The following is a 26,388-nucleotide window of genomic DNA, read 5'->3' as shown; positions in this document are numbered from 1 at the left end:
TTTTATTATGTTTTTCAGTTAACTTATGTATTCGACACCTAAACCAGAGTTAAAAACAATTGCACTTGCTGCCATCAGCGCCACAATAAGTACTAAGCCACAAGTGACCACTGAACTAGAATAAATAAAGCCTTTTTCTTCAGGAATATTCATCATGATCGGCACCCCTGAATAAAGCAAATATACCGAATAACATAGCGCAGCGAGCCCAGCGAGTACTACAAACCAAAGTACGGGGAATAAGGCTGTTAGTCCCACCATCAATAAAGGTGTCGCAGCATAGGCGGCTAATTCTAAAGATTGAGTAAAGTCAGGTTTTGAATCAAAAGTTTTTGCCATCCATTGAATTAATACAGCCAGTGATAATACGCCAAATATCAAGCCCATATACATAGCTACTGACATAAATAAAGCGTTAGACTCGGTTAATTTGATTGGATCTCCTGCTCCAATTGTCCAGCCGATATGCGCTGCAGCATAATAACTACAAATTGCTGGGATTAGTGCGATGGTGAAAATGTGTACCATAGAATACATTAAACTTTCGTGGCGCTTCTCAATGGTTTGCCACTCTTTTTTAGGTGCAGTATAAAGCCCCCATATATGATTTAAGATCATGTTGTATACCTCTCTGTCCCCAAAAATATCATGCAGGTATTAAGTTAAACTCTGCGGCTTTAGCTTCACATCAACATTGTTTTTTTTATTGTTGATATACTATTTATGTAAGATGGTGAGGGATTCGTCAAGAATTGATTGATATTTCGGCTAAAATAGTTTTTTTTAGCCATCTACCAGTCTGTTACTGGTGGTTTTTATCAATAAATGTGATCAACATACTTTAATGCGAACAATTTTCATAATTTCAATTTCAAAGCCTGCAACCGTTTCATTTGCTGGATAATAGGTAATATTAACTTGTTGGCTTTGTAATGATTTATAGCGCTTTTTTCTGCGGTACTTAAAAGGAACATCAACACCTTTTAACATAATGGTATTAAGATACCAATCATCGACTTCACGTTGAACGTGTGAAACAACCGTTTGTTGTTCGCTATGGGTAAGTGACTCGTGTCTATCTGTTAGTGATTTCGCATCTGTTTTTTTCATCGTGTTTTTCACTATATTTTGGTAAAAAATAAGTAGCTTCCGTTAACGTATGAATGCAATATCATATCAAATAGTGAAGATTTTTTTTAGTTAATTGATTATTTTTCAATTTAGTACTGAAGTTCATTGGCAAAGCGCTTGGGCTTGCGGGGGAGTGTTAAGAGTCATACAGCTACCTTTTAATTCACTACTGCTATGCGTTAAGGGCATATGATGTGTTCTTTTGGGTTTAGGTTAGTGTATACAAATGACGAGTTAGTGGTTAAAAATGTTAATGAAACTAATTACAGCCTTCAATATAGCTAACTTCGGGATCGCGGCCTAACCGGTATTCTGTAACAACATCAAAAGCTGTTTCAAACACTATGCTATTGCCAGAGGGCAGTTTGACTGTTAAATATTGACCTGCTTGCCCTAAGTACGGATGAGTTTTTGCGATAAGTTGCGGGTATGCTTTGATAACTTCGCTTTTAGAAGAACTTATTCCTATACCTTGATTCGTCGTAACTTTTGAGTTTTCGATGATATCTATTCGTACGACTATATTATCAACAATCATAATATCAACCCCAGTATTAGAGGAACTGCTCCTCAAGTAATAGCAATCATTTACTGTCGTGTTGAAGTTACTCTCAACAGCGTAGCTGGGAAATTTACTTAAAACTATACTGATAGGCATACCAATTGGCACACCTGCTAATGAGTCTTCAGTCATTAAGGCTTTGGTTGAAAAAATCCCTAGAAATAAAAAAATTATTAGCGTGTATTTCATTAATATTTTATCGCTTTGTTGATTAAAAAGGGGAGCAAACGCCATTGTGTTTGCCTATTGATATGGCACAAATATAGCCTGTTTCTGTGTTAATAATATAAGAAGTATTTGATTGATGGTAATAGTAGGAACTGAAATACTCACCATCAGGCAAAGCCTGAATTACCTCATCTGGATCGCCTTCGCTTGCCAAGAGAAACTCCAGCGTTTGACCTACTTCAAGTTCTTGGAAACGGTTGATGTCATGAGCCAAACGAAAGCCTATGAATTTGCTTCGCTGTTTGCTTTCTGCCCAATCACCTTGATAACTGATATTTAATGCCTTGGTTATATCTCGCCAGTGGCCACCGCGTAAAATATGTTTATCGCAATCATTTTCTTGTAAGTTTTGATTGTTACTAATGGTATGGTCGGAGGGCCAGCAATCTTGCGTCAATTCTAAAACGTTTCCGTATAAATCATATAAACCCATTGCATTAGGTTGGTATGAAGCTACCCCTAGGGTTTTATCTGCCAACATACAATAGTGCTTATTCTGTACTTGTGGACATTTAAGCTCATGACTTGTTATGTGGTTTGTAGTGCTTCCTGTTTTTGCCGCATATTGCCACTCAGCGTCTGTTGGCAATCGGTAATCAATACCATCGACTTTGCTTAACCAAGGAATAAACTCTTGTGTAATATCATTATAGCTGACGTTAATGACAGGACGGTTATCACGCCCCCAACCTTGGTCATGAGGTCGGTAGCTACAAGCTCCTGACCTAAAACATGCATCCCATTGAGCAAACGTAACTTCTGTTTTACTCAGTGCAAAGGCTGCCACCTCGATAGGATAATTTGAGGCTTTGTTGAGTGGCACCGGTTCATTATTCATCAAAAAACTACCTGAAGGGATAGCAACCATTTCAACGCTGACGTTGGCAAAAGTTGGATGTGAAGTTTGTTGTGGTGCCTGAGCTAGTTCATCACTCTGAGCTTTTAGCGTATAAATATAACTGCTCAGTAATAGCACCGAGCCAATTATTTTACTTAACCTGAATACAAGCACGACTGTCTCCAGTGAATTATGGTGTGCAATTTAGAGCAAGGTTATGACCAGAAAAAGCATAGTTAACTTATTGTTAAAACGCTAAATAAGCGCTTTTCTTTATTATTTTTGTATATAAATTGCTTAGTTTGCTTAGTTTGCTTAGTTTGCTTAGTTTGCTTAGTTGTTAAAGTTGCTGCTTTTACCATTAAGATCATAGGTCAACGAGCAAGTACTGTTTTTGAATTGAATCATCGGCTGAGGGCCTGGTCTCGATAAGGCAAAGATACTGGCACTAGGGCGCTCAAAATAGGCTTTGCAACCTTCATCAAAAGTTATGATGTAATTTACAACATCTATATATTCAAGCGTATCAGCGACTTTTGGGTGTTGCTCTATAAACTCAATTAACGTAGTGAGATCTCTTGATTTCAGCATCGAAGGTGATAATGCACTGTGTGCGAACAATGAACACAAAAACAGTAGTATTGTGAGTAAACAGATTCGAGTAGATAATTTCATCGTTACTTTTTACCTTATTATCGCCTGATAAAATTGTAGCATTGATAAAAAAAAGTCGAAAGTGCATAGCAGCGTGCTGCCCTAACTTATCGATGATCCTGAAAATACAGCCAGCAAACTATCGAGGCACTGATAACGTTAACCTTATTACAGTCTCTAGCGAAATAGCCCTCATTGTTGCCTTTTATTTTTAGGCGGTGTGGCTTATAGTTTGAATAGCTATAATTGCAGCTAAACTCCTTAATCATAGCGGTATTAATAGTAAGTTAGGAGTGACGAATTGATAGTTAATTTCTTCTATTTACTGCCGTTACTGCTTGCTATCGCATTTGGCTGCAGTGCCATGAGATAATTTGAATATTATTATAATTTATCTCATGGCAGGTAATATGATTATGATAAAATTCAATCCTATTTAAAGTTTATTGTGATGAGTTACTTCAATGCTGACTAGAGAACTACTAGCGCCAATTACATCTTTTCTAAAATGTGAAACCCCCGAAGCTTGGCTTGAAGAAGCGGCCAAAAAAGAAAACCTATCAGTTATATTAATTGATCACCTGATTTGTGAGTTAAAAGCCGCGCAATCAGCAATGTTTTTAATTCGAAAATATGCTGTTGATAAAACTGGTGGAGATGCACTGTTAGCTTGGTTACAGCCATTTGAGGCCCTTATTTATAAGCGAGAAGGTGATTGGCGTGACCTTGCTGCTAAAAATAAACTAACTAAAGCCGTTATTCCTAAGTCTGACTCAGCATATGGGCAGGATCTGATCGATAAAATGGTGTTATTGATCAAAGAAGAATTACATCATTTTTATCAAGTACTGGAAATGATGGATTATTACGGTGTTGAATATCGTAGTATAACGCCATGTCGCTACGCAAAAGGGATGTTAAGACATGTAAAAACTTTTGAACCAGACGCTTTGATTGATAAATTAATTGTCGGTGCTTATATTGAAGCAAGGTCTTGTGAACGTTTTGCTAAACTTGCGCCCCATGTAGACAAAAAACTTGGCGACTTTTATTTTTCTTTATTGCGCTCTGAAGCACGTCACTATCAAGATTACCTTACTTTAGCGCATGAGATTGCAGGCCCAGAACAAAGCGAAAAGGTGGCTAGCCGTATTGCTTTTTTTGCTGATGTTGAAGCAAAGCTAATCACTAGTCCAGATACAGACCTTAAGTTCCACAGTGGAATACCTGTAGCGAGAGCTGAATAGAGAGCGAATTTTTCATATTTACCGCTAAGTCATAGCCAGTAAAAATTTACTGTTAAGATTTTTCATTCACTGCATAAATAGCTAGTATGTTGCTTACTTGGATATATCCGCTTTAGCTAAATGGATAGTATATTAACTTGGCAAGTTAACGTTGATTTATAACTTGCTTACTTCACAGCTTATAAATAAGGAAAATAATTGATGCGCACTATGATTGCATTAATCGGCGCGGTAGCGTGCTTATCTGCTTGCCAGCCTAACAGCTCTTCATCGAGTGCTTCTCAAGCGTCAACCTCAGCGATAGCAACTCAGAGCGTTGGAAAAGCAGAGTTGAGCGAAACTGAACGTTTGAACAACTGGTTTGCTGCTAAGTATGAAGAGCAATTACAAAGCAGTCCGATCATGTTGACGTTTTTAGGGCGTAAAGAAAAATACGACCAAATAAACGATATGTCTCAAGCCTTTGAGCAAAAGCAGCTAGCATGGCAGGCCAAAACAGTAGCAGATTTAAAAGCTAATTTTGATTACAACAAGCTTAGTCCTGAAGCTAAAATTTCATACGATATTTGGCTTTATCAAAATGAAAAAGCCCAAGCAGGTCAAAAATTTAATAATAACGGTTATATTTTCACTCAATTTAACGGTATACAAGCGTTTGCCGCACAATTTTTAATTAACTTTCACCGTGTTGATGAGTTAAGTGACATGCAGGCATATATTAAGCGTATTGCTGGCGTTAGTACGGCTATCGATCAATTATTAGTTCGAGCAAAAGAAAATGCGGCAGCGGGCACGCGTCCGCCTAAGTTTGCTTATGAAGGTGTTATTGAACAATCTCGTAATTTGATTGCGGGTATACCCTTCTCAACGGCAGAAGGGGCAACAGACTCGCCGCTTTGGATGGACGTACAAAGAAAAATCACAGCGTTAGTTGATGCTGAAAAAATTACGGCTGAACAAGCAAAAACCTTGAAAGCAAATGCAAAAGCACAACTACTTGAAGCATTTTTGCCAAGCTACCAAGCGTTAATTGCTTGGTTTGAAAGTGACATTGTTAATACGGCAAGTAATCCAACGGGGGTTTCTACGCAAAATAATGGTAAAGCTTTTTATGATTATATGATCAGCGTGTCAACAACTACAGATTTATCAGCAGATGAAATTCATGACATAGGCTTAAAAGAAGTTGCCCGTATCACCAATGAAATGATCGCGATTAAAGATCGCGTGGGTTTTGAAGGTGATTTACCGGCATTTTTTAATTTTATCAAAACCGATGAACAGTTTTTCTATCCCAACACAGATGAGGGCCGTCAAGGGTATATTACCGATACGGAAACTTACTTAGACTTCATAAATAAGCAGTTACCGACATACTTTGGTCTTTTGCCAAAAGCTGATTTAGTCGTTAAACGTGTCGAAGCATTCAGAGAGCAAGACGGTGCTGCACAGCATTATAATCCTGGCACGCCAGATGGCAGCCGTCCAGGGGTTTATTATGCTCACTTATCGGATATGTCATCCATGCCTAAAAATGAAATGGAAGGCGTTGCCTATCATGAAGGCAATCCAGGCCATCATATGCAAATATCGATTGCACAAGAGTTAACTTCAGTGCCGCAATTTAGAACGCAAGCAAACTTTACGGCTTACAGTGAAGGTTGGGGCTTGTATGCAGAACTATTGGCAAAAGAAATGGGCGCGTACAAAAATGATTATTCTGATTTTGGTCGTTTAGTCAATGAAATGTGGCGTGCAGTTCGTTTAGTGGTTGATACTGGCTTACATGCCAAAGGTTGGACAGAAGAACAAGCCATTGCTTACTTTAAAGAAAAAACGCCGATAGCTGAAGAAGCCATTATTTCTGAAGTACGCCGTTACTTAGTTTTACCCGGCCAAGCTACCTCATATAAAATTGGTATGCTGAAAATTATTGAGCTGCGTGAAAATGCTAAAAAAGCACTGGGTGAGCGTTTTGATATTAGAGGTTTCCACGATACTATTTTAGGCGGTGGTGCTATGCCATTAGCTATTTTAGAGCGTCGAGTTAATGACTGGGTTAATAGTGAAATGGCTAAGTAGCTAAAGGCTTGAGATCCTGAGTAGCGTATTGCGTTAATATATTTATTTTATTCGCATTAAATAAAAATGCCTGAACGACAGTTCAGGCATTTTTTTATATGTTATGTTTTGGCAATCATATATCAAAGCAGGCTAAATCTAATAAAGAGATAATCTAGGGAAGAAAATAAGTTTCTATCACTTGTTTAATTCAAATGGACTATCCATTAACTCCATTGAGTCAGGTGTTACTTTTAACCAAGCACCTTGTTCGTACCAATCTCCTAATACAATTCTTTGTGCTTTTTTCCCATTTGCTTTTATGTCGTGCACGGCAGGGCGATGAGTATGGCCATGAATTAATATCTGACTTTTATATTGTTCTAAACAATGAATAACTTCATTATCTGTCACATCCATAATATCTTGTGATTTCATTGCGGTAGCGCTAGCACTTTGATTGCGGTAATTGTTGGCAATTTTTCGACGAACAAATAACGGTAAGCTTTTTATCATTGCTTGCCACCACCAACTACGTGATTTTTTACGAAAGGCTTGATAGCCAACATCACGTGTACACAAGGTATCGCCATGCATAATAACAACAGGTTTGTTGTATAAATCAATTAAGGTAACTTCAGGGAGTATTTGCATACCGGCTTGTTTAGCGAAGCGCTGACCAAGCAGGAAGTCACGGTTGCCGTGAATAAAATAGATTGTACAATCAAGTTCGGACAGGTTTTTTATGGCTTGAGAGATCTCAGCGATAAATGTGCTGTCATCGTCATCGCCAACCCAATACTCAAATAAATCCCCTAGAATATATAAGGCTTGTGCTTTTGGGGCTTCATTTTTTAAAAATGACAAAAAACAGGCCGTGATATCAGGCCTGTTTTGTGCGAGATGTAAGTCAGCAATAAAGTAGGTTAATGCTGACTGTGCGCTCGAATAAGATACTTCGCTCATCGCGTTAACCCAGATAAGGTCAAGTTATGCAACGATTGTCTCTTCAATGATGATTTCTTCTTTTGGCACATCATCATGAAAGCCCATACGACCGGTATCAACTAAGGTCATTTTGTCGACGATATCCATACCTTCAACCACTTTACCAAATACACAATAGCCCCAGCCTTGAACATCTTCACTTTTAAAGTTTAAGAAGTCGTTATCGGCTAAGTTGATAAAAAATTGTGCTGATGCAGAATGAGGGTCTTGTGTACGTGCCATTGCAAGTGTGCCACGGGCATTGCTTAAGCCATTGTTTGCTTCATTTTGAATTGATTCGCGGCTGTCTTTTTCGTCCATACCTGAAGCGAAACCGCCACCTTGCGCCATAAAACCTTTAATAACACGATGAAAAATTGTGCCATTGTAAAAGCCATCTTCAGCATATTGTTGAAAGTTTTTTGCTGTAACTGGTGCGTTATCAAAATCTAACTCAATTTGAATGTCGCCTAAGGTTGTTTTAAATGTGATCATTGTTTTTACTCATAAAGCTAAAGGAAATTTTATTAAGTAAATTGTAACTTAATAAAAAAAACATTTCTTGGCAAAATTTGTCAGCAAATATCTTTAGGTTAATGATTCGCGCTAATACTTGGGGTACAATTGCGATAATTCTCATGTTGAGAATACCGTCATTTAATCAAGTATTGATATTACATAGGAAAAACCGTCGTTATGTTGCAGATTTATAATACCTTAAGCAGGAAAAAAGAAGTTTTTAAACCGATCACTTCCAACAAGGTAGGCTTATACGTTTGCGGTATTACTATTTATGACCGTTGCCATATTGGTCACGCGAGAACCTATGTTGCCTTTGATATTATCGCCCGTTATTTTAAATATTTAGGCTATGACTTAACGCATGTGCGTAATATTACCGACGTTGATGATAAAATTATCCAGCGCGCTAATGAAAATGGCGAAAGCTGCGAAGCTTTAACGTTACGCATGACAGAGCAAATGTATCAAGATTTTGATGATCTTAATATTATGCGTCCTGATATTGCGCCTACCGTAACAGGGCACATGGATGAAATTATTGCATTAGTTGCTCGCCTTGTGGAAAAAGAGCACGCGTATGTCGCCAGTAATGGCGATGTAATGTTTGATGTGAGCAGTTTTAAAGATTACGGCAAGTTGAGTTTACAAAACTTAGACATGTTGCAATCGGGGGCTCGTGTTGATATTGACGAAGCTAAACGTAGCCCACTAGATTTTGTGCTATGGAAAATGGCAAAGCCTGACGAACCTAGCTGGGATTCACCTTGGGGCAAAGGCCGTCCAGGTTGGCACATTGAATGTTCAGCGATGAATCATAAGCATTTAGGCGAGCATTTTGATATACACGGTGGCGGCTCAGATTTACAATTTCCACATCACGAAAATGAAATAGCACAATCATGCTGTGCCTTTGATACCCCATACGTTAATTATTGGATGCATGGTGGTATGGTGCAAATTAATAAAGAAAAGATGTCAAAATCTTTAAATAACTTTTTTACTTTGCGCAGTGTACTCGATGAATATGACGCTGAAAGTGTCCGTTTCTTTTTAACGTCAAGCCATTACCGTAGCCAATTAAATTACTCTCAAGATAATTTAACCCAGGCGCGAGCAAGTTTAGAGCGAATTTACACTGCTTTGCGCGACGTAACCCCGATTAAGGTTGAGTTAAAAGGCAATGAGTACGTTCAGCGTTTCGAAAAAGCCATGGACGATGATTTTAATTGCCCAGAAGCTATGCCGGTTTTATTTGAGCTCGCCAAAGAAATTAATCGCGTTAAGGCAAGTGATAGTGAAGAGGCTGGAAAGTTAGCCTATATCCTTATTTCACTTGGTGAAGTTCTTGGTGTTGCGCAAAGTGCTCCAGAAGACTTTTTACAGGGTAACAGTGACGACAGCGATGATGTTGCTGAAATAGAAGCGTTAATTAAACAACGCAATGACGCACGTGCCAACAAAGATTGGGCGATGGCTGATGATGCGCGTGACAAATTAGCAGCTTTGAACATTATTTTAGAAGATAGTGCTGGCGGTACAACGTGGCGTAAAGGCTAGCGTTTTTTGTTATAGGTTGGTTTACTCAAAACGAACCTATAGCGTTAGTACAATTAGTGAGGGGATAAAATAAGCAAAATACTGTTTATTTAAGCCTTACTATTCGTTTGTGCTCATTAATGGTTAGGTGTACCCCTCAGTTTTTAGTGATTTTAACAGCGTGTATTTTGCGCTGTTTTATTTTTCCAATCTTATCTACTTTTCTGTTAAATAATGATGATTAAATTTATTTTGCTTTTTTAATAGCTTTGCATAGCGAAAGTGTCAATAATTTAAAGACTGTCATGAAAATGTCACAATTGTTTATCACAATGTTTGCTATAGATTTTATATTTAGTCATCAGGATGGATACATGAATAGACAAATTTTGGTTGTCGAAGATGAAGCACCAATTAGAGAAATGATCACCTTTGTTTTAGAGCAAAATGGTTTTAATGCCATTGAAGCTGAGACCATAGAGCAAGCGCAAGCAAAAATTAAAGAGCCGTATCCTGATTTAATTTTACTTGATTGGATGTTGCCTGGAGGTACTGGCGTAAAGTTAGCAAAATCATTAAAGCAGAATGAATATACCCGTACTATTCCTATTATTATGCTAACCGCACGCGCTGATGAAGACGACAAAGTAAAAGGTTTTGATGCCGGTATTGATGATTATGTTACTAAACCGTTTTCACCTAAAGAGCTTATTGCTCGTATCAAAGCGGTAATTCGACGTGTTGCACCAACGGCATTAGAAGAATCAATAGAGTTTCATGGTATCAAGCTCGATCCTGTTGCGCATCGTGTTTCCATTAATGATAAAAGCTTAGATCTTGGTCCAACAGAGTTTCGCCTACTGCATTTTTTCCTTACCCATACAGAGCGTGTTTATAGCCGAGAACAATTACTTGATAATGTTTGGGGCACCAATGTATATGTGGAAGATAGAACCGTAGATGTTCACATCAGACGTTTGCGTAAAGCAATCGCGGGCGATGGACACGAAGACTTTATTCAAACGGTAAGAGGCTCTGGTTATCGTTTTTCTGGAAAAATTAAAGATCGCGTATAAACAGTAAATCTACATAAATACATGGTTTTATAAGGCCATTTTCAGCAAGCATTATTTTTCGTGCTTGCTAAGTATTTATTAGTAGTGTCCAATACTCACCATATAAATAAGCTTGGGTTAAAACACAAAAAGCGTGTGTTATTGTTTTTTTACTTTGCCAGTACAGCGAACAAAATTATTTAATGATTCAGTGTAAATTATTAAAAACAAAGGTGTTAAACTAGATGTTCGAATACTCCTTATCCCGCATTCAGGTTAATGACTAATTTATGTACTTTCGTATCTCTGCTAGAAAACTCATCAGCCGTATCGCTAGCGTAATTATTGTCAGTGGTTTTATTGGTTACCTTTTCGGTCATACTTTTCTTGTTGTTAGTGCGGTATCTATCGGTTTACTTGCATGGCATTACAATCATTTATTTAAGTTAATTAATTGGTTATGGCAAGGGAAGTCAATATCGCCACCACAAGCTAATGGTATTTGGGGGCGAATATACGACGGCTTATATCGACGTATTCGTAAACAACGTTTAAAACAAAAGCAATTAAACGAGCGTATTCGAAAGTTTCGTGATGGTGCTGAAGCGCTGCCTGATGCGGCATTAGTGCTTTCAACCGAGTTGACTATTTTATGGGGTAATAAAAAGGCGTCACAACTTTTAGGTGTTCGTTGGCCTAGTGATGTTGGTCAGCGTATTGATAATTTGATCCGTTTTCCTGAGTTTGCTAAATACGTTAATGGCGGTAATTACGACAGTCCGTGTTTAATTATTTCGCCAATAAATAATGAGCTACAGCTTGAACTGCGTATGATGGCTTACGGTAGTGACCAAATTTTATTACTGGCACGTGATATTAGTAAAATACAGCGGTTAGAAGAAATGCGTCGAGATTTTGTTGCTAATGTTTCGCATGAACTGAAAACCCCTTTAACTGTGGTGCGTGGCTATGTAGAAATGGTGCAAAGTAGTGGTTCAAGCCTTGAGCCCCATTGGCAAAAAGCATTTTCGACGATAGAAACACAAGTTTCTCGCATGGACAGGTTAGTTGAGCAGTTACTGGTATTATCAAGAATTGAAAACAATGTTGAAGATGATAGCCATCAGCAAGTTGATTTATCTCGTTTAATTTTAACCATTGTTGAAGATGTACAATGGTTAAATCAAGAGAAAGGCCATACTATTAATGACTATATTTCACCTGATATTTTTATTAGCGGTAATGAGCATGAATTAAAAAGTGCCTGCATGAACTTAATTTCTAATGCTATTGCCTACACGCCTGCTGGTGGTGTTATTGATGTTACTTTATCTAACGACGGCAATAAAATACGCTTTAGTGTTAAAGATAATGGCCCAGGTATTAAGCCAGAGCATGTTAATCGTTTAACTGAGCGCTTTTTCCGGGTAGATATGTCTCGTTCTCGTAATACCGGCGGCTCAGGATTAGGTTTAGCAATTGTTAAGCATGTTTTGAATCATCATAACGCGGAACTGTCTATTGAAAGCGAGTGGCAAAAAGGTAGTGAGTTTATTATCTATTTCACCGCTATGGTAGATGAATAAATTACTTATGGAGACGGCTGTCTCCATATTATTTTTGACTAACTATTCAATCCAGCTCACTTCCCAAAACACTTTAGTTCACAGCTACCAAATGGCGTTAAACCAGTAAATTACCTACTTTTGAACCTGAAAATTTCATAGTGTTTTTGTGCTTTTTTCAGCACTTTTATTTATGTAACCTGAACTCTGGATAAGCAGCGGGTGCTCAATCCTCCCTTTTAACCCATTATCTGCGTTAAAACGTCGATAAATAGCGCGCTATTGATAAGCGTTTTACCTTGGAAATGGCATAAAATGAAGCATTGATGGTGTCTATTAGTGATGTTTACCTTACTATAGTATTTGTTTTATCATCTAAGTATTTGATTCAATTGAATACCAAACACTCATTGTCCAGAGTTCAGGTTATGTAATAACAATGACATTTTTATGATGTCTGTAATATAAGTGTCACAAACTTTACTTATTATTGTCATATTCACTTTATATAGTGTTGGCAAATTAATTACAGTTCTCATCGGAGAGTAACATGAGTTTAAAACGTGCATTAGGCGTTATCGGTTTATCAAGTCTTATTAGCTTCTCGGCATTTGCCCTAGATAGCGATTTACCAGAGTACAAAAAAGTAAGTGGTGTATCGGGCAATGTTTCATCTGTTGGCTCTGATACTTTAGCTAATATGATGACCTTTTGGGCGGAAGAGTTTAAACGCACTTATCCCAATGTAAATGTACAAATTCAAGCTGCGGGTTCATCTACTGCGCCACCAGCATTAACTGAAGCAACTTCAAATCTTGGGCCAATGAGCCGTAAAATGAAGTCTCGTGAAATAGAGGCTTTTGAGAAGCGCTATGGTTACAAGCCAACAGCAGTGCGTGTTGCTATTGATGCTTTAGCGGTTTTTGTTCATAAAGATAACCCAATTAAAGGCCTGCGTATCGACCAAGTTGACGCGATTTTTTCAAACAACCGCAAATGTGGTGCAGCAAAAGATGTCGATCGTTGGGGCGACTTAGGCTTAACGGGTGATTGGACAGGTAAGGATGTGCAGTTATACGGTCGTAACTCAGTATCAGGAACTTACGGTTACTTTAAAAAGAAAGCACTTTGTAAAGGTGACTTTAAAAACAGTGTTAATGAGCAACCAGGTTCAGCATCGGTTGTACAATCAGTGTCAGCGTCATTAAATGGTATTGGTTATTCAGGTATTGGTTATAAAACCTCGGGTGTCAGAGCTTTACCATTAGCGAAAAAAGGCGATAACTTCGTTGAAGCTAGCATGGAAAATGCTATTTCTAAAAAGTATCCATTATCTCGCTTTTTATATGTTTATGTTAATAAACATCCAAATAAACCTTTAGCGCCTATGGAAGCTGAGTTTTTGAAAATGGTTTTATCTAAATCAGGCCAAAAAATTGTAGAAAAAGATGGTTATATTCCATTGCCAGCATCAGTTGTCGAAAAAGAATTTAAAAAGTTAGGTTTAAGTTTATAAATATTAGCTAATAAGTGTTAGCTAATAAATTTTAGTGACACAACAGCTAAAACCGATAAAAGAAGTCCGCATTCAGTAATGATTGCGGACTTTTATGTTCAGGACGAATGGTATGCTGCGCTCACAAGGATGTGAAGAAGCAGCGATGTTCAGAACTCGATGTTAAGTAACCTAAATTCAGGATAAGCAGCACTTGCTCAATCCTGCGTTTTAACGCAGATAATGCATAAAATGAAGCATTGATGAGATGCCAATTGGTGATGTTCACCTTGCTATAGCATTTACTTTGCCACCTAAGCTTTTGATTCACTTGAATATCAAGCACTCATTATCCAGAGTTCAGGTTAAGTAGGCTTTTTAAATATTCTATGTTACGAATATCCATTGCTATTAATTACTTAGCGAGAAATATCTACCATCAAGTCATCTGCTAAGTTTTCAAGCGCATCAATCATAGTATCAAGTGCTTTTTCGTCGGCCGTAATGGTGACTTTTGCTTTAAATAGCGCATGGCCTGCATGTGGCGCTATTTCTTCTGTACTGACTAGTTTGAGCAAATTACCACCATGTTGATGAATTGTAGATGAAATTTCTTGTACTATCCCAACTCTATCGTTTGCGGTTAACTCTAAAACAAGTAAGGTTCCTGGTGCTGAATCATGCTGCTGAACAAGCTCAACTTGCATTTTAAAGCCATCTAATGCCATAAGTTGATCAGATAACGCTTGTGAGTTATCAGCAGGGACTGAAATCTCAATAACACCTGCAAACACGCCAGACATTTGATGTAAGCTGGATTTTTTCCAGTTCCCTTTATGTTGAGTGATCAAGTCAGATAAGGTTTTTACTATACCGGGACGATCCGCAGTGATAAAAGAAATGATAAGGTGATTCATGATAAGTCCTTTGAAAATAAAAATGAGAAGAGGTTACTGTTGGTTAATCTTCAATACGGGTTAACTGCGATAGTTCTTTATGAAGTTGTTCATCGTCACCTAAATTGAGCTCTATTAAGCGTCGCAATAAACTAACGCTGTCGATATCAATAGCATTACATTGCACTCCAATTTCATTACCTTCTTGATGGACTACCGCAATATCCATAGTAATTGCGCTGTCATTATTATCAAGTTGAAATGATAGTAGGCCGAGTTGACGTGTCAGTGTTAAACCTTGGCAATCAAAATAAAGCAATGCACCGTTTAAGGAAATATCATGTACTTTTACTTCAAACTGTTCTTCGCTTAAAGATAGTTTTGCTTGCATGGAAAAGAGTACGCGAGTAAATTGACGTCGATTTTGCATTGAATTTAATTTTGGCTAAAGTGGTATATTCAGCATAGCTTGCTTTTAAAAAAAAGGCACCTTAATTAATTATTAAGATGCCTTTATCTTGTTAGTTACTAAATAGTTAACTGTTTTGCTAGCCTATTTTTTTATACTTTATGCGGTGTGGTTCCGCTGCTGCCGGGCCATAAGTTTTCTTCAGCCAAGCTTCATAATCAGTGAAATTACCTTCATAGAAGTTAATTTGACCTTCATCACGGTAATCTAAAATATGTGTAGCAATGCGGTCAAGGAACCAACGGTCATGAGAAATAACCATTGCACAACCTGGGAACTCCAGTAAGGCTTCTTCGAGTGCGCGTAGGGTTTCAACATCAAGATCGTTAGTTGGTTCATCCAGTAATAATACGTTACCACCGGTTTGTACAAGTTTAGCTAAATGTACGCGGTTGCGCTCTCCACCTGATAAATCGCCGATGATTTTTTGCTGGTCATTACCTTTAAAGTTAAAGCGACTTGCGTAGGCACGACTTGGAATTTCAAAATTACCAATGTTTAAAATATCATGACCTTGTGATATTTCTTGGTAGACGGTTTTGCTGTCGTCCATATCATCACGGAACTGATCAACACTGGCAAGTTTAACTGTTTCACCAAGTTCTACTGTACCAGAATCTGGCTGTTCAGCGCCTGACATTATTTTAAACAAGGTTGATTTACCGGCACCGTTTGGTCCGATAATACCAACGATAGCACCTTTAGGAACGCTAAAGCTCAAATCATCAATTAGCATTCTATCGCCAAATGATTTGCTCAAATTCAACACATCTAGTACTTTATCGCCAAGGCGAGGGCCAGGTGGAATGTAGAGCTCATTGGTTTCATTACGCTTTTGATGATCTTGGCTATTTAATTCTTCAAAGCGTGCCATACGAGCTTTACTCTTCGACTGGCGTGCTTTTGGATTTGAACGCACCCATTCAAGTTCTTGCTTGATGGTTCTTTGTAGAGCATTTTCACTTTTGCTTTCTTGCTCAAGGCGGGCATCTTTTTGCTCTAACCAAGAGGAGTAATTACCTTCATAAGGAATGCCGTGGCCTCTATCAAGCTCTAATATCCAGCCAGCAACATTATCTAAGAAATATCTATCATGGGTGATGGCCACGACGGTACCGCTATAATCATGTAAAAAGCGCTCTAACCAAGCAACAGATTCAGCATCTAAATGGTTTGTTGGCTCATCAAGCAGAAGCATATCTGGCTTTTGCAGTAATAAACGACACAGTGCAACACGGCGGCGTTCACCACCACTAAGTACTGCAATTTTTTGCTCCCAAGGTGGTAAACGCAAAGCATCTGCTGCGCGCTCTAACACGTTGTCAATGTTGTGTCCGTCTTGGCTGTTAATAATGTCCTCAAGTTGACCTTGTTCTTTTGCTAGAGCATCGAAGTCTGCATCAGGTTCAGCATACTCGGCATAGACCTGATCTAAGCGTGCCATGGCATCTTTTACTTCAGAAACGGCTTCTTCAACAATTTCACGAACAGTTTTTTCTTCATCTAATATCGGCTCTTGAGGTAAATAGCCGATATTAGTGCCGGCTAATGCTTTCGCTTCACCTTCAAATTCAGTATCAACACCAGCCATAATGCGCAGTAAAGTTGATTTACCTGAGCCATTTAAACCTAGAACACCAATTTTTGCACCGGGGAAAAAAGAAAGTGAAATGTCTTTTAAAATTGTACGTTTAGGAGGAACCACTTTCGAAACGCGGTTCATCGACATAATGAATTTATCAGGTAATGGTTGGGCCATGGAAAACCTTATATTTTGGTTAGAAAGACTATAATGGCAATATTTTAGGTTAAAGGGACTAGGCAAGCAAATGTGTTTAAGTGAATTATATTTTTTACACTGAAATACTCATGATGCTAAGGAATAATATCCCCATGATGTTTATTAACTTCAGTATTATTTACGGTTTGTTGAGTTTATTGTGTAGTTTTTATTATAAATTAATTGTTAAGATAACAAAGTAAAAATAATCTAGTGCGTTAACTTTAATTATTTTAAGCTGTTGTTAGATTAAGCATTAACTGCCACTTGCTTTAGGGTATGCAAAGGAGCTTACTTTTCGCCTATAGGCTTAAAGTGTTTAGCCTGTACTTCTAATAACTGAAACCATGCTAACAGCTGCAGCTGCAGCTTCATTCGCTTCGCTGGTAATTATTGAAAGCAATTATGCTATAAACTGAAAATTTAACGGACCTTAATAACGACAATGCAAACGTTAAATCCTTATTTGGCAGTGATACTTGATGAGCTGGATGATTTTCTCAATAGTAGAGCCGTGACCGATGAATACCAAATAATTAAACACTTGCAGGCTAAAAAAGTTCCGCCTTTTGAGCATTTTACATTGGCATCGAGCCAAGGTTTATTTAGTGCTCATTTTCTTTGTATGCATGCGCTTTATCATTTAAAGGCTCAATATAATCGCGAGCAAAAGTTTTCTCTGACTATTCAATCGATACGTGTAGAAAGGGCCGAGATTAATTCCCCGATAGTTATTACCGACAATTCGCAAACCTTGCTTGCGACGCTCGACCCACTTGAAAGTTATTATTTAGATGCCAAACATTATTTTGAAACACAAGCTGATGAAATAAATGATATGTTAAAATCATTTTGGCAAAGATATGTAGCTCAAGACCAAAAACAAGCCGCACTAACTGTTTTAGAACTGGCACCAGATGTTGATGCGAAAAAAATCAAAGCTCAATACTTACGTTTGGCTCAAAAATATCATCCTGATAAAGGTGGCTGTGCTGAGATGTTTGCTAAAATTCGTCAAGCTAAAGTAGTATTAGATAAAATATATTAGCTACGCTTTAAGTCTGGCGAGGCTTGTCGCATGAAATGGGTCGGTATTTATTTGCTTGGGTTTTAATCAATTAAATAAACATTATTTCTTCCCATCGATTTTGCTTTATACAAGGCAATATCAGAGCGAGCGTACAAGTCTTGAAAGCTGGTGTCTGCTGCTTTAAGAACAGAAACCCCTAGGCTAATTTTTATCGGTAAGCTAATATCGTCGGTGATTGATATCGGGTTATTATCTAATAAATGGCGAAGCCGTTCTGCTGTTTGTTGGCTTTCATGTCTTGAAGTATTGGGTAATAAAATTGAGAATTCTTCTCCGCCAATGCGGGCAAATATATCTTCGCTTCTTACCGTTGGCGTAATTAATTGGGCAACTTTAACTAAGACTTGATCTCCGACAGGGTGCCCGTACTTATCGTTAATAGTTTTAAATCGATCAACATCTATTGATATTACGGCAAGTGCTTGTTGATGCCTTTCAGCGCGATTAAACTCGCGGTTAGCGTTGTCAAAAAAGTATCGCCGATTATATAAGCCGGTTAATTCGTCAATATTAGCCAGTTGCTCAAATTTTTCTTTTAATTGGTAGAGTTCGGTTACATCGGTAGAAAAACCGATTAAGGTTTTGTAGTCATCTTTAAAGTGGCAAGGTACTTTTACACTCAGATAATGATGAATTTTATTATCTGCAGCTTTTAAGGTTTCGTTAATAATAACTTTATCATTACTTTCAAATGCTAATTTATCCGTTTGCCAGAAATGGTCGGCGTCTGCCTGTGAAATCACATCAATATCACGTTTACCTATGATGTCCTTTGCTGGCAGGCCAAAAAGCTTGGCAACACGGTCATTAACATACCTGAAATAACGATTGTCGTCTTTCATATAAATATATGCATCGACATTATCTAAAATGACATCGAGTAAATATTTTTGTTCTTGGTTTTCAGCCTCAAGTGCTTTTTTCTCTGTAATATCAACAGATATACCAGAAATACCAATGACATTACCTTTGTTATCTAAAATTGGTTTTTTGATGATTTGATAGGTATTGACTTTACCTGTCGATTTGATGACATTATTTTCTTCTGTAATTAGCGGGGCTTTATTACGAATAACTTTTAGATCATTTTGGTTTATTTCATTTGAAATATCTAAATCAAAAAAGTGGCTATCATCTTTGCCAATAATATCTTGTACACTTGTTTGAAATAATTTAGCGACATCAGCATTAACATAGGTGTACTTCCCTGCAAGGTCTTTGCTGTAAACGTAAGAGCCAATATTATCGAGCACACTCGACATGACTTGCACTTGCAGTAATAAAGCCTCGATATTATTTTCATTATCTGACATTTGCACTTCCAGTCACTATGCTTAAGTTTTAATTTATATGCCTCACGTTGACCTATTAATACTTACTACTTTGCAGTGAAAGCTGCTTTTTTTAAGTGTTCAGATGAGTCACTAATATCTAACTTACCCTATTCAATTGCAAATTTTATCCAAGATACAGCTAAAATTAATAAAATGTTATAGTTATATAATAAGAGTTTAGTGTCGAGCTTGTTGTTTAATAAAATTATAGCAGAGTTTTAGAGTAATACAGCCCGTTGCTGTATTGTGATTAAGCCTAGTTGAAAGCAATTAAAGCTATTGCTACATAAAATAACTTATGTAACCTGAACTCTGGATAATGAGTGCTTGATATTCAAGTGAATCAAAAGCTTAGGTGGCAAAGTAAATACTATAGCAAGGTGAGCATAACTAATAGACATCATTAATGACTTAAAAGAGAGGATTGAGCAAGTGCTGCTTATCCAGAGTTCAGGCTATGTATTAATGCCGCCGAAAAATGAATGCGGTTAACCCAAAATTTGTATGGCGTACCTATTTAGACCAACAGGTTAGCCGAGCAGGCAATCAAATCAGCTGAGCAGCAGAGTCACACTTTACTTCGTCAATTACAGCGGGTGTTAGCTAAGGCCTATGGTGAACAGCTTGAGTTTGAATATTTCGCACAACAAAGACCTGAATGGGCGAGAAATAAAACGGGATGCTCAATGTTTACTTGTAGCTCTTAACGTTACTCAGCAACAGTTGATTTTGTTTTACGGCGATATTGTAGTGCAAGCACCTTAATAATATCGCGCCAAGTAACAATACCGATAGGCTGATTTTTTTCATCGACAATAGGTAAGCAAGATATATTGTGATCATAAAAAAGTAATACCGCTTCATTAATGGCAAGGTCTTCTGTCGCAGTGATCAAATCTCTAGCCATGATCAGATGTACTTTTTTATTCAGTATAAAGCTATCTTGTGAAGTTTCATTGCGGGTACCTACTGTAGGGCTTAAGTTTTGCCATAAGTCACTATCGGTAATAACGCCAGCTAATGTAGCTTCATCTTTGATTAAAATATGATGAATATTATGCAGTTCAAATAAATCTTTAGCACTTTCTAAGGTGTTATCCAGATCTAAGGTAATTAGATTTCGGCGCATAATTTGGCTAATGGCCATATTATTATCCTTTTCCAATAAAGCATTGTTAATTAGTCAATAAATCATAATACAGCTAAGATTCATCAGCAACAATAGCCTAAAGCAATAATGATTAACATTAATGATTTAGTAACAAAAAACAATGAATTCGCACCAGTGAAGATTGTTATTTGAGATAAAAGCAGGTTGTCACAAAACTGTCATACAACTGTCTTATAATCGCCGCAGTTATAAAATCATTATAGTTAAAGGTATCTTTAAGTGGCCATTGCTTCTAAATCAGCAAATTCTAGAAAGGTAAAAAATTCATTAGCAAAATGGATGATAACACTGGGCGGGATCAGTGTTTTATTTACCCTAGTATTAATATTCATGTATTTACTTTACGTGATAAAACCTATTTTTGAATCGGCAAAAGTTGACGCGAAGGCGCAGTTTGTCATCAAAGAAGAATCTAAAGTGTTAGCAACAGGTGTAGACGAGTTAAAAGAAGTTGCTTATAGCATTACCAAGCAAGGCAATATTGATTTTTATCAATTAGTTGACGGCGGTGGCTATAAAGCTGGTGAAAAAATACTGTCACAAAAACTCGTTGCTGACGGTGAGCGTTTAGCGCAATTGATCAATATTGGCCAAGAGCAGAAGTTATTGCTTGATACTGCTGGCAACGTACAATTGATTGTGCCTAACTTCTCCGCGAATTTTGATAGTGGTGAGCGGGTGATTATCCCGAGTGTACGTTATCCGTTAGGTGAAGAGTATTTGCCGATTGATGAGGATAATGCCGGGCTGACTAAACTATCTTTTGCTATGGACGATGAAAAAGCTATTTTTGTAGGGTTTACTCAAGATAAACGTTTGATTAAAACCACACTATTAGCTGAAGACGATTTTAGCTACGACACCGCTTATGAAGTTGAATACCAAGAAATTGACTATGCCGCCAAGCGTATTGATAATATTTTAGTTACACCAGATCTAGCCATGGTGTTTGTTCGTGAAGGTGATCAAGTTGCGGTATTTTCACTTGATGACGATGCTGAACTTAAAGCCACTATTATTCCGCAATTAGCACAAAATAAATCAACACCCAATCATATAACCTCGATGGCGCTATTGTCTGGTGGTAGCTCTATTTTACTAGGGGATGATAGCGGTAAAGTGAGTCAGTGGTTTGAAGTAGCAACTGAGCAAGGGCGAGAATTTAAAAAAATCCGTAGCTTTAATGTCAGTGACAACGAGCCGGTTGTTGCTATTTACACTGAGCAATTCCGTAAAAGTTTTTATACTGAAACACCGTCAGGTGAAATGGGGATGTTTTATACCACCAGTGAAGCAGATTTATGGCGTGGTAAATTACATCAAGGTGATGCTCAAGCATTTGCAATTGCCCCTCGCGCCGATGGTCTGGTGATATTTTCAAAAAATGAGCTTGCTATTTTTACTGTTGAAAATGAACATCCAGAAGTTACTTGGCAAGCGCTTTGGCAAGAGGTTTGGTATGAAGGCTACCCTGAGCCAGAGTTTATTTGGCAGTCAACTTCAGGGTCTGATGATTTTGAAGCGAAATTTTCTTTAGTACCGATTTCTTTTGGCACAATAAAAGCTGCTATGTACGCGATGATGTTCGCGGTACCTATTGCGTTAACCGCTGCAATTTATACAGCTTACTTTATGACGCCGGGTTTACGTAGAAAAGTTAAGCCAACTATAGAGTTGATGGAAGCATTACCAACCGTTATTTTAGGTTTCCTTGCTGGGCTCTGGTTAGCTCCAATCATTGAGATTTATTTACCGGCGATATGCTTGCTATTAGTGTTTATTCCGTCATCGGTATTTATAACGGCTTTTGCTTGGCATAAATTACCGCGAGAGTATAAAACAAAAATCCCTGAAACATGGGCGCCAATTATTTTGATTCCTGCGATTTTAATTGCCGCTTACGCCGCTTTTGCTTTATCCCCTGTGTTGGAGTTGCACTTATTTGGAGGCGACGTACGCCAATATATTACTAATGACTTGGGTATTGATTTCGATCAGCGAAATGCTTTAGTGGTTGGTATTGCTATGGGTTTTGCTGTTATACCTACCATTTTCTCAATGGCCGAAGATGCTATTTTTAGTGTACCTAAACATTTAACGAGTGGTTCATTAGCACTGGGCGCTACGCAGTGGCAAACTTTGATTAAAGTCGTTTTGCTAACGGCAAGTCCAGGAATATTTTCTGCTGTAATGATGGGCTTAGGCCGTGCCGTGGGTGAAACTATGATTGTGTTAATGGCAACAGGTAACACACCAATTCTAGATTGGAGTATTTTCCAAGGCATGAGAACACTAGCAGCCAATATTGCGGTTGAGATGCCAGAGTCAGAAGTGGGTAGTTCGCATTACCGAATATTGTTCTTAGCTGCATTTGTTTTATTTGTATTTACTTTTGTATTCAACACGCTTGCTGAGTTTGTACGTCAGCGTTTGCGTGAAAAATATAGTTCATTGTAAGGAAGGCACAGTAACATGAATAATTGGTTTAAATCTGGCTCTCCTTGGGTTTGGTTGTCAGCAGGTGGTGTTAGTATCAGCCTGATATCAGTAATAGGTTTACTTTGGTTAATCGCTTCTCGTGGATTAAGTTATTTCTGGCCAGCTGATATCTATCAGTTCGAAATGACCGATGAAAAAGGTAAAAACTTGACGGTGATTGGTGAAATTTATGACCGAGAAAGTATACCCGTATCACAATTGGTTCATCTTGACCTTGATATTGATAAGTCGGCTGAAACGCTAGAGCGCTTATTAATTAAAACAGGTAACCGAGAATTGGTCAGCTTAGATTTTCGCTGGATTTTGGTACCGCAAATTAATAAAACCTCATTACCGGAAGAACTTGTCGTTATTGAGCGCCGCACCAATGGTAACTTCTACGGCTACATTGAAGAGATTATTCTCGACGGACAGGTTGTTGAACAAAGCCAAATGGCAGAATTAGTTGCCCGAGTAAGTGATTTTCAAGTAGAAATTGAAGCATTACAAACCTCTGATATTGGGGCAATTAATTATCAAATTGAACGCACACGTTTAAAAGAGCGTAAGCATAAGCTTGATAACACACTTACTCCGGAATTAGCTGGACAGTTTAAAGATAAAGTGGCTGGTTTACGTGCTGAATATGAAGTGCTAGAACAAAAGCTGATGGGCTTACGCGAAAAAGTATCTCGTGACCAGATTGTGATGCGTGCTATGGATGGGCAAAAAGTCACTATTAATTTTGAAGACATCTTACATGTTACTTTTAATAACAAATTAAGCTTTTTTGCTAAATTAAAGTTGTTCTTTAGCCAGATAGCTGCATTTGTGACCGATGATCCGCGTGAAGCAAATACCGAAGGCGGTGTATTCCCAGCCATATTCGGTACAGTATTAATGGTGTTATTGATGACCGTAATAGTATCGCCACTTGGTGTTGTTGCCGCGATATATTTACATGAATATGCCGGTAACAATGCGTTAACTAAGCTATTACGCATTGCGGTGATTAACCTCGCCGGTGTGCCGTCTATTGTTTATGGTGTTTTTGGTTTAGGTTTCTTTGTTTATATGGTTGGGGGGAGTTTAGATCAGTTATTTTATGCTGAAACCCTACCTAGCCCAACATTTGGCACGCCTGGTGTTATGTGGTCAGCGATTACGTTAGCTATTTTAACTTTACCGGTTGTTATTGTCTCAACTGAAGAAGGGCTATCACGTATTCCATCGGCAATGCGACATGGTAGTTTGGCATTAGGGGCAACAAAAGCTGAAACTTTATGGCGAATCATATTACCTATTGCTAGCCCAGCTATTATGACTGGTATTATTTTAGCTATCGCACGTGCTGCTGGTGAAGTTGCACCACTGATGTTAGTTGGTGTAGTTAAAATGGCGCCTAACTTACCGCTGGATGGAAACTTTCCGTTTTTACACTTAGATCGTAAATTTATGCACTTAGGTTTTCATATTTATGATGTTGGTTTCCAAAGCCCAAATGTTGAAGCCGCTAGGCCACTTGTTTATGCCACGGCATTATTACTGGTAACGATTATTGTTGCTTTGAATATGACAGCGGTATCGATTCGTAACCGTTTACGAGAAAAATATCGCATGTTAGAGCATTAAACTCGTCTGATAAAACAAGCTATTTCGCAATAATTTAAAGATGAACGGGGAGAAATCCCCCTCTATTGAAGAAGATTTAAAGAGAATATTATGATTTCTGTTACGCCAAAAAATTTATCAGAACACAATGTTAAGCTCGATCTTAATAACCTTACGCCAGAACAAGTGGCGTTGGAGATTAAGAACTTAGACTTGTATTATGGTGACAAGCAGGCCTTGCAAGATATTTCAATGTCGATTCCTAAAGGCCAAGTAACTGCTTTTATCGGGCCTAGTGGTTGCGGTAAATCAACACTATTACGTTGTATTAACCGGATGAATGATTTAGTTGATATCTGTAAAATTACTGGTCAAATAAACCTGCACGGTGAAAATATCTATGATCGTCATACTGATGTTGCGGCTTTGCGTCGTAAAGTGGGTATGGTATTTCAACGACCAAACCCTTTTCCTAAATCGATTTATGAAAATGTCGTCTACGGTTTGCGTATTACCGGTGAAAACAATCGTCGTGTTTTGGACGAAGCCGTTGAGACATCTTTACGAAGCGCGGCATTATGGAATGAAGTGAAAGATAGATTACATGAAAGTGCTTTAGGGCTTTCTGGCGGTCAGCAACAGCGCTTAGTAATCGCGCGTGCGATTGCTATTCAGCCAGAAGTATTATTATTAGATGAGCCAACTTCAGCATTGGATCCTATTTCAACGTTAACCATTGAAGAGTTAATTAATGATTTAAAGAAACAATTTACCGTGGTTATTGTTACCCATAACATGCAACAAGCGGCACGAGTTTCTGATCAAACTGCTTTCATGTATATGGGAGATCTTATCGAGTATAGTGATACCAACACCCTATTCACAACACCGACAAAAAAGAAAACTGAAGATTATATTACTGGCCGTTACGGTTAAGAAAATTGACGATAAATAGAGGATTTTACTGTGGATAATTTAAACATTGGTCGTCATATTTCTGGCCAATTTAATGAAGATTTAGAGCGTATTATTAATCATGTTATGCACATGGGAGGCTTAGTAGAAAAGCAACTTACTGATGCACTGACATCGGTTTGTGACGCTGATGAGACGCTAGCTAAAAAAGTACTGCATAATGACTACCTGATTAATAATGCAGAAGTCAGTATAGATGATGAATGTACGCGTATTATTGCCAAGCGACAGCCTGCAGCTGGCGACTTACGTTTAGTGATGGCCATTGTCAAAACCATAACAGACTTAGAGCGCATTGGTGATGAGGCCGGCAAAATTGCCAATGTAACATTAGAAAGCTTATCGGGTGAACATAAAGACTTATTGTCTAATTTAGATAACTTAGGACGTCATGTCCTGACTTTCCTACAAGCAACTTTAGATGCCTTTACCCGTATGGACTTTGATGCTGCCGTGAGAGTGCACAAAAGTGATGATAAAATTGACCGCGAATACGAAGCATTGATGCGTCAATTGATGACCTATATGATGGAAGACCCGCGTTCAATTCCACAAGTAATGAGCGTTATTTGGTCGGCACGTGCGCTAGAGCGTATTGGAGATCGTTGTCAAAACATTTGTGAATACATTATCTATTTTGTTAAAGGTAAGGTTGTTCGTCATACAACATCTGAAGATTTTGAGTCATTATCTTAGCATGACA

23 protein-coding genes are annotated in these 26,388 nt (G+C 38.0%); 11 read left to right on the top strand and 12 right to left on the bottom strand.

What is annotated here, in order from left to right; genetic code table 11:
* Positions 1-18: 18 nt before the first annotated feature.
* The 5 genes from B0169_RS09340 to B0169_RS09320 form a co-directional block, all read right to left on the bottom strand.
* A complete protein-coding gene (locus B0169_RS09340) occupies positions 19-618 on the bottom strand; it encodes a Yip1 family protein (protein WP_077285705.1) in 600 nt (199 codons plus the stop codon).
* A 213-nt stretch (positions 619-831) separates the two neighbouring features.
* The gene (locus B0169_RS09335) at positions 832-1,110 is read right to left on the bottom strand and encodes a hypothetical protein (RefSeq protein WP_077285704.1); all 279 of its coding nucleotides are present in this window, start codon (positions 1,108-1,110) and stop codon (positions 832-834) included.
* Between the two features lie 280 nt (positions 1,111-1,390).
* Positions 1,391-1,927, bottom strand: a complete 537-nt coding sequence (locus B0169_RS09330) for a hypothetical protein (protein WP_077285703.1) — start codon at positions 1,925-1,927, stop codon at positions 1,391-1,393.
* Positions 1,905-2,933, bottom strand: coding sequence for a formylglycine-generating enzyme family protein (locus B0169_RS09325; protein WP_077285702.1), 1,029 nt, complete (start codon positions 2,931-2,933; stop codon positions 1,905-1,907). Before B0169_RS09325 ends, B0169_RS09330 begins: the two co-directional genes overlap by 23 nt.
* Positions 2,934-3,092: 159 nt before the next feature.
* Positions 3,093-3,434, bottom strand: coding sequence for a ssr3402 family protein (locus B0169_RS09320; protein ID WP_077285701.1), 342 nt, complete (start codon positions 3,432-3,434; stop codon positions 3,093-3,095).
* 443 nt (positions 3,435-3,877) lie between these two features.
* Here B0169_RS09320 and miaE point away from each other — a divergent pair, with 443 nt between their 5' ends.
* Both miaE and B0169_RS09310 read left to right on the top strand, forming a co-directional pair.
* Positions 3,878-4,660 carry a tRNA isopentenyl-2-thiomethyl-A-37 hydroxylase MiaE gene (miaE, locus tag B0169_RS09315; RefSeq protein WP_077285700.1) on the top strand — a complete coding sequence of 261 codons (783 nt, stop codon included), beginning with the start codon at positions 3,878-3,880 and terminating at the stop codon, positions 4,658-4,660.
* A 201-nt stretch (positions 4,661-4,861) separates the two neighbouring features.
* Complete coding sequence (locus B0169_RS09310; RefSeq protein ID WP_077285699.1) at positions 4,862-6,742, top strand: DUF885 domain-containing protein; 1,881 nt, start codon at positions 4,862-4,864, stop codon at positions 6,740-6,742.
* A 177-nt stretch (positions 6,743-6,919) separates the two neighbouring features.
* On the opposite strand, the gene B0169_RS09305 is transcribed toward B0169_RS09310, so the two are convergent.
* Both B0169_RS09305 and B0169_RS09300 read right to left on the bottom strand, forming a co-directional pair.
* Entirely contained in the window at positions 6,920-7,687 is a 768-nt protein-coding gene (locus B0169_RS09305; RefSeq protein WP_077285698.1) for a UDP-2,3-diacylglucosamine diphosphatase, read from the bottom strand.
* Between the two features lie 24 nt (positions 7,688-7,711).
* Positions 7,712-8,203, bottom strand: a complete 492-nt coding sequence (locus B0169_RS09300; protein ID WP_077285697.1) for a peptidylprolyl isomerase — start codon at positions 8,201-8,203, stop codon at positions 7,712-7,714.
* Between the two features lie 201 nt (positions 8,204-8,404).
* On the opposite strand from B0169_RS09300, the gene cysS reads away from it, so the two are divergent.
* The 4 genes from cysS to B0169_RS09280 all read left to right on the top strand — a co-directional run bounded on the left by cysS (position 8,405) and on the right by B0169_RS09280 (position 13,902).
* Complete coding sequence (gene cysS, locus B0169_RS09295; RefSeq protein ID WP_077285696.1) at positions 8,405-9,787, top strand: cysteine--tRNA ligase; 1,383 nt, start codon at positions 8,405-8,407, stop codon at positions 9,785-9,787.
* A gap of 353 nt (positions 9,788-10,140) precedes the next feature.
* The gene (phoB, locus tag B0169_RS09290; RefSeq protein ID WP_077285695.1) at positions 10,141-10,842 is read left to right on the top strand and encodes a phosphate regulon transcriptional regulator PhoB; all 702 of its coding nucleotides are present in this window, start codon (positions 10,141-10,143) and stop codon (positions 10,840-10,842) included.
* Positions 10,843-11,111: 269 nt separating this feature from the next.
* On the top strand, positions 11,112-12,407 hold the full coding sequence (gene phoR / locus B0169_RS09285; protein WP_077285694.1) for a phosphate regulon sensor histidine kinase PhoR: 1,296 nt from the start codon (positions 11,112-11,114) through the stop codon (positions 12,405-12,407).
* 529 nt (positions 12,408-12,936) lie between these two features.
* Positions 12,937-13,902: a PstS family phosphate ABC transporter substrate-binding protein gene (locus B0169_RS09280; RefSeq protein WP_077285693.1), complete on the top strand. Its 966-nt coding sequence runs from the start codon at positions 12,937-12,939 to the stop codon at positions 13,900-13,902.
* A gap of 398 nt (positions 13,903-14,300) precedes the next feature.
* Here the strand turns inward: B0169_RS09280 and B0169_RS09275 are convergent, their stop codons facing one another.
* The 3 genes from B0169_RS09275 to ettA all read right to left on the bottom strand — a co-directional run bounded on the left by B0169_RS09275 (position 14,301) and on the right by ettA (position 17,005).
* A complete protein-coding gene (locus B0169_RS09275; protein WP_077285692.1) occupies positions 14,301-14,798 on the bottom strand; it encodes a glycine cleavage system transcriptional repressor in 498 nt (165 codons plus the stop codon).
* Positions 14,799-14,841: 43 nt separating this feature from the next.
* Positions 14,842-15,207, bottom strand: a complete 366-nt coding sequence (locus B0169_RS09270) for a PilZ domain-containing protein (RefSeq protein WP_077285691.1) — start codon at positions 15,205-15,207, stop codon at positions 14,842-14,844.
* A 118-nt stretch (positions 15,208-15,325) separates the two neighbouring features.
* Entirely contained in the window at positions 15,326-17,005 is a 1,680-nt protein-coding gene (ettA, locus tag B0169_RS09265) for an energy-dependent translational throttle protein EttA (RefSeq protein WP_077285690.1), read from the bottom strand.
* Between the two features lie 466 nt (positions 17,006-17,471).
* Here ettA and B0169_RS09260 point away from each other — a divergent pair, with 466 nt between their 5' ends.
* Positions 17,472-18,074, top strand: coding sequence for a DNA-J related domain-containing protein (locus B0169_RS09260; protein WP_077285689.1), 603 nt, complete (start codon positions 17,472-17,474; stop codon positions 18,072-18,074).
* Between the two features lie 62 nt (positions 18,075-18,136).
* Here the strand turns inward: B0169_RS09260 and B0169_RS09255 are convergent, their stop codons facing one another.
* Positions 18,137-19,429: a sensor domain-containing diguanylate cyclase gene (locus B0169_RS09255; protein WP_077285688.1), complete on the bottom strand. Its 1,293-nt coding sequence runs from the start codon at positions 19,427-19,429 to the stop codon at positions 18,137-18,139.
* 730 nt (positions 19,430-20,159) lie between these two features.
* Positions 20,160-20,597 (bottom strand): CBS domain-containing protein, encoded by a 438-nt coding sequence (locus B0169_RS09250; protein WP_077285687.1) that lies wholly within the window; start codon positions 20,595-20,597, stop codon positions 20,160-20,162.
* 303 nt (positions 20,598-20,900) lie between these two features.
* Between B0169_RS09250 and B0169_RS09245 the strand changes: the two genes are divergently transcribed.
* From B0169_RS09245 to phoU, 4 genes are all read left to right on the top strand, one after another.
* Positions 20,901-23,078, top strand: coding sequence for an ABC transporter permease subunit (locus tag B0169_RS09245; RefSeq protein WP_077285866.1), 2,178 nt, complete (start codon positions 20,901-20,903; stop codon positions 23,076-23,078).
* A gap of 15 nt (positions 23,079-23,093) precedes the next feature.
* Positions 23,094-24,731 (top strand): phosphate ABC transporter permease PstA, encoded by a 1,638-nt coding sequence (gene pstA / locus B0169_RS09240; RefSeq protein WP_077285686.1) that lies wholly within the window; start codon positions 23,094-23,096, stop codon positions 24,729-24,731.
* A 90-nt stretch (positions 24,732-24,821) separates the two neighbouring features.
* Entirely contained in the window at positions 24,822-25,646 is an 825-nt protein-coding gene (gene pstB, locus B0169_RS09235) for a phosphate ABC transporter ATP-binding protein PstB (protein ID WP_077285685.1), read from the top strand.
* Between the two features lie 30 nt (positions 25,647-25,676).
* Positions 25,677-26,381, top strand: coding sequence for a phosphate signaling complex protein PhoU (gene phoU, locus B0169_RS09230; RefSeq protein WP_077285684.1), 705 nt, complete (start codon positions 25,677-25,679; stop codon positions 26,379-26,381).
* Positions 26,382-26,388: the final 7 nt, after the last annotated feature.

The sequence above is a fragment of the Cognaticolwellia aestuarii genome, from assembly GCF_002000025.1.
GTDB lineage: Bacteria > Pseudomonadota > Gammaproteobacteria > Enterobacterales > Alteromonadaceae > Cognaticolwellia > Cognaticolwellia aestuarii.
This window is presented reverse-complemented; position numbering and strand designations above follow the sequence as displayed.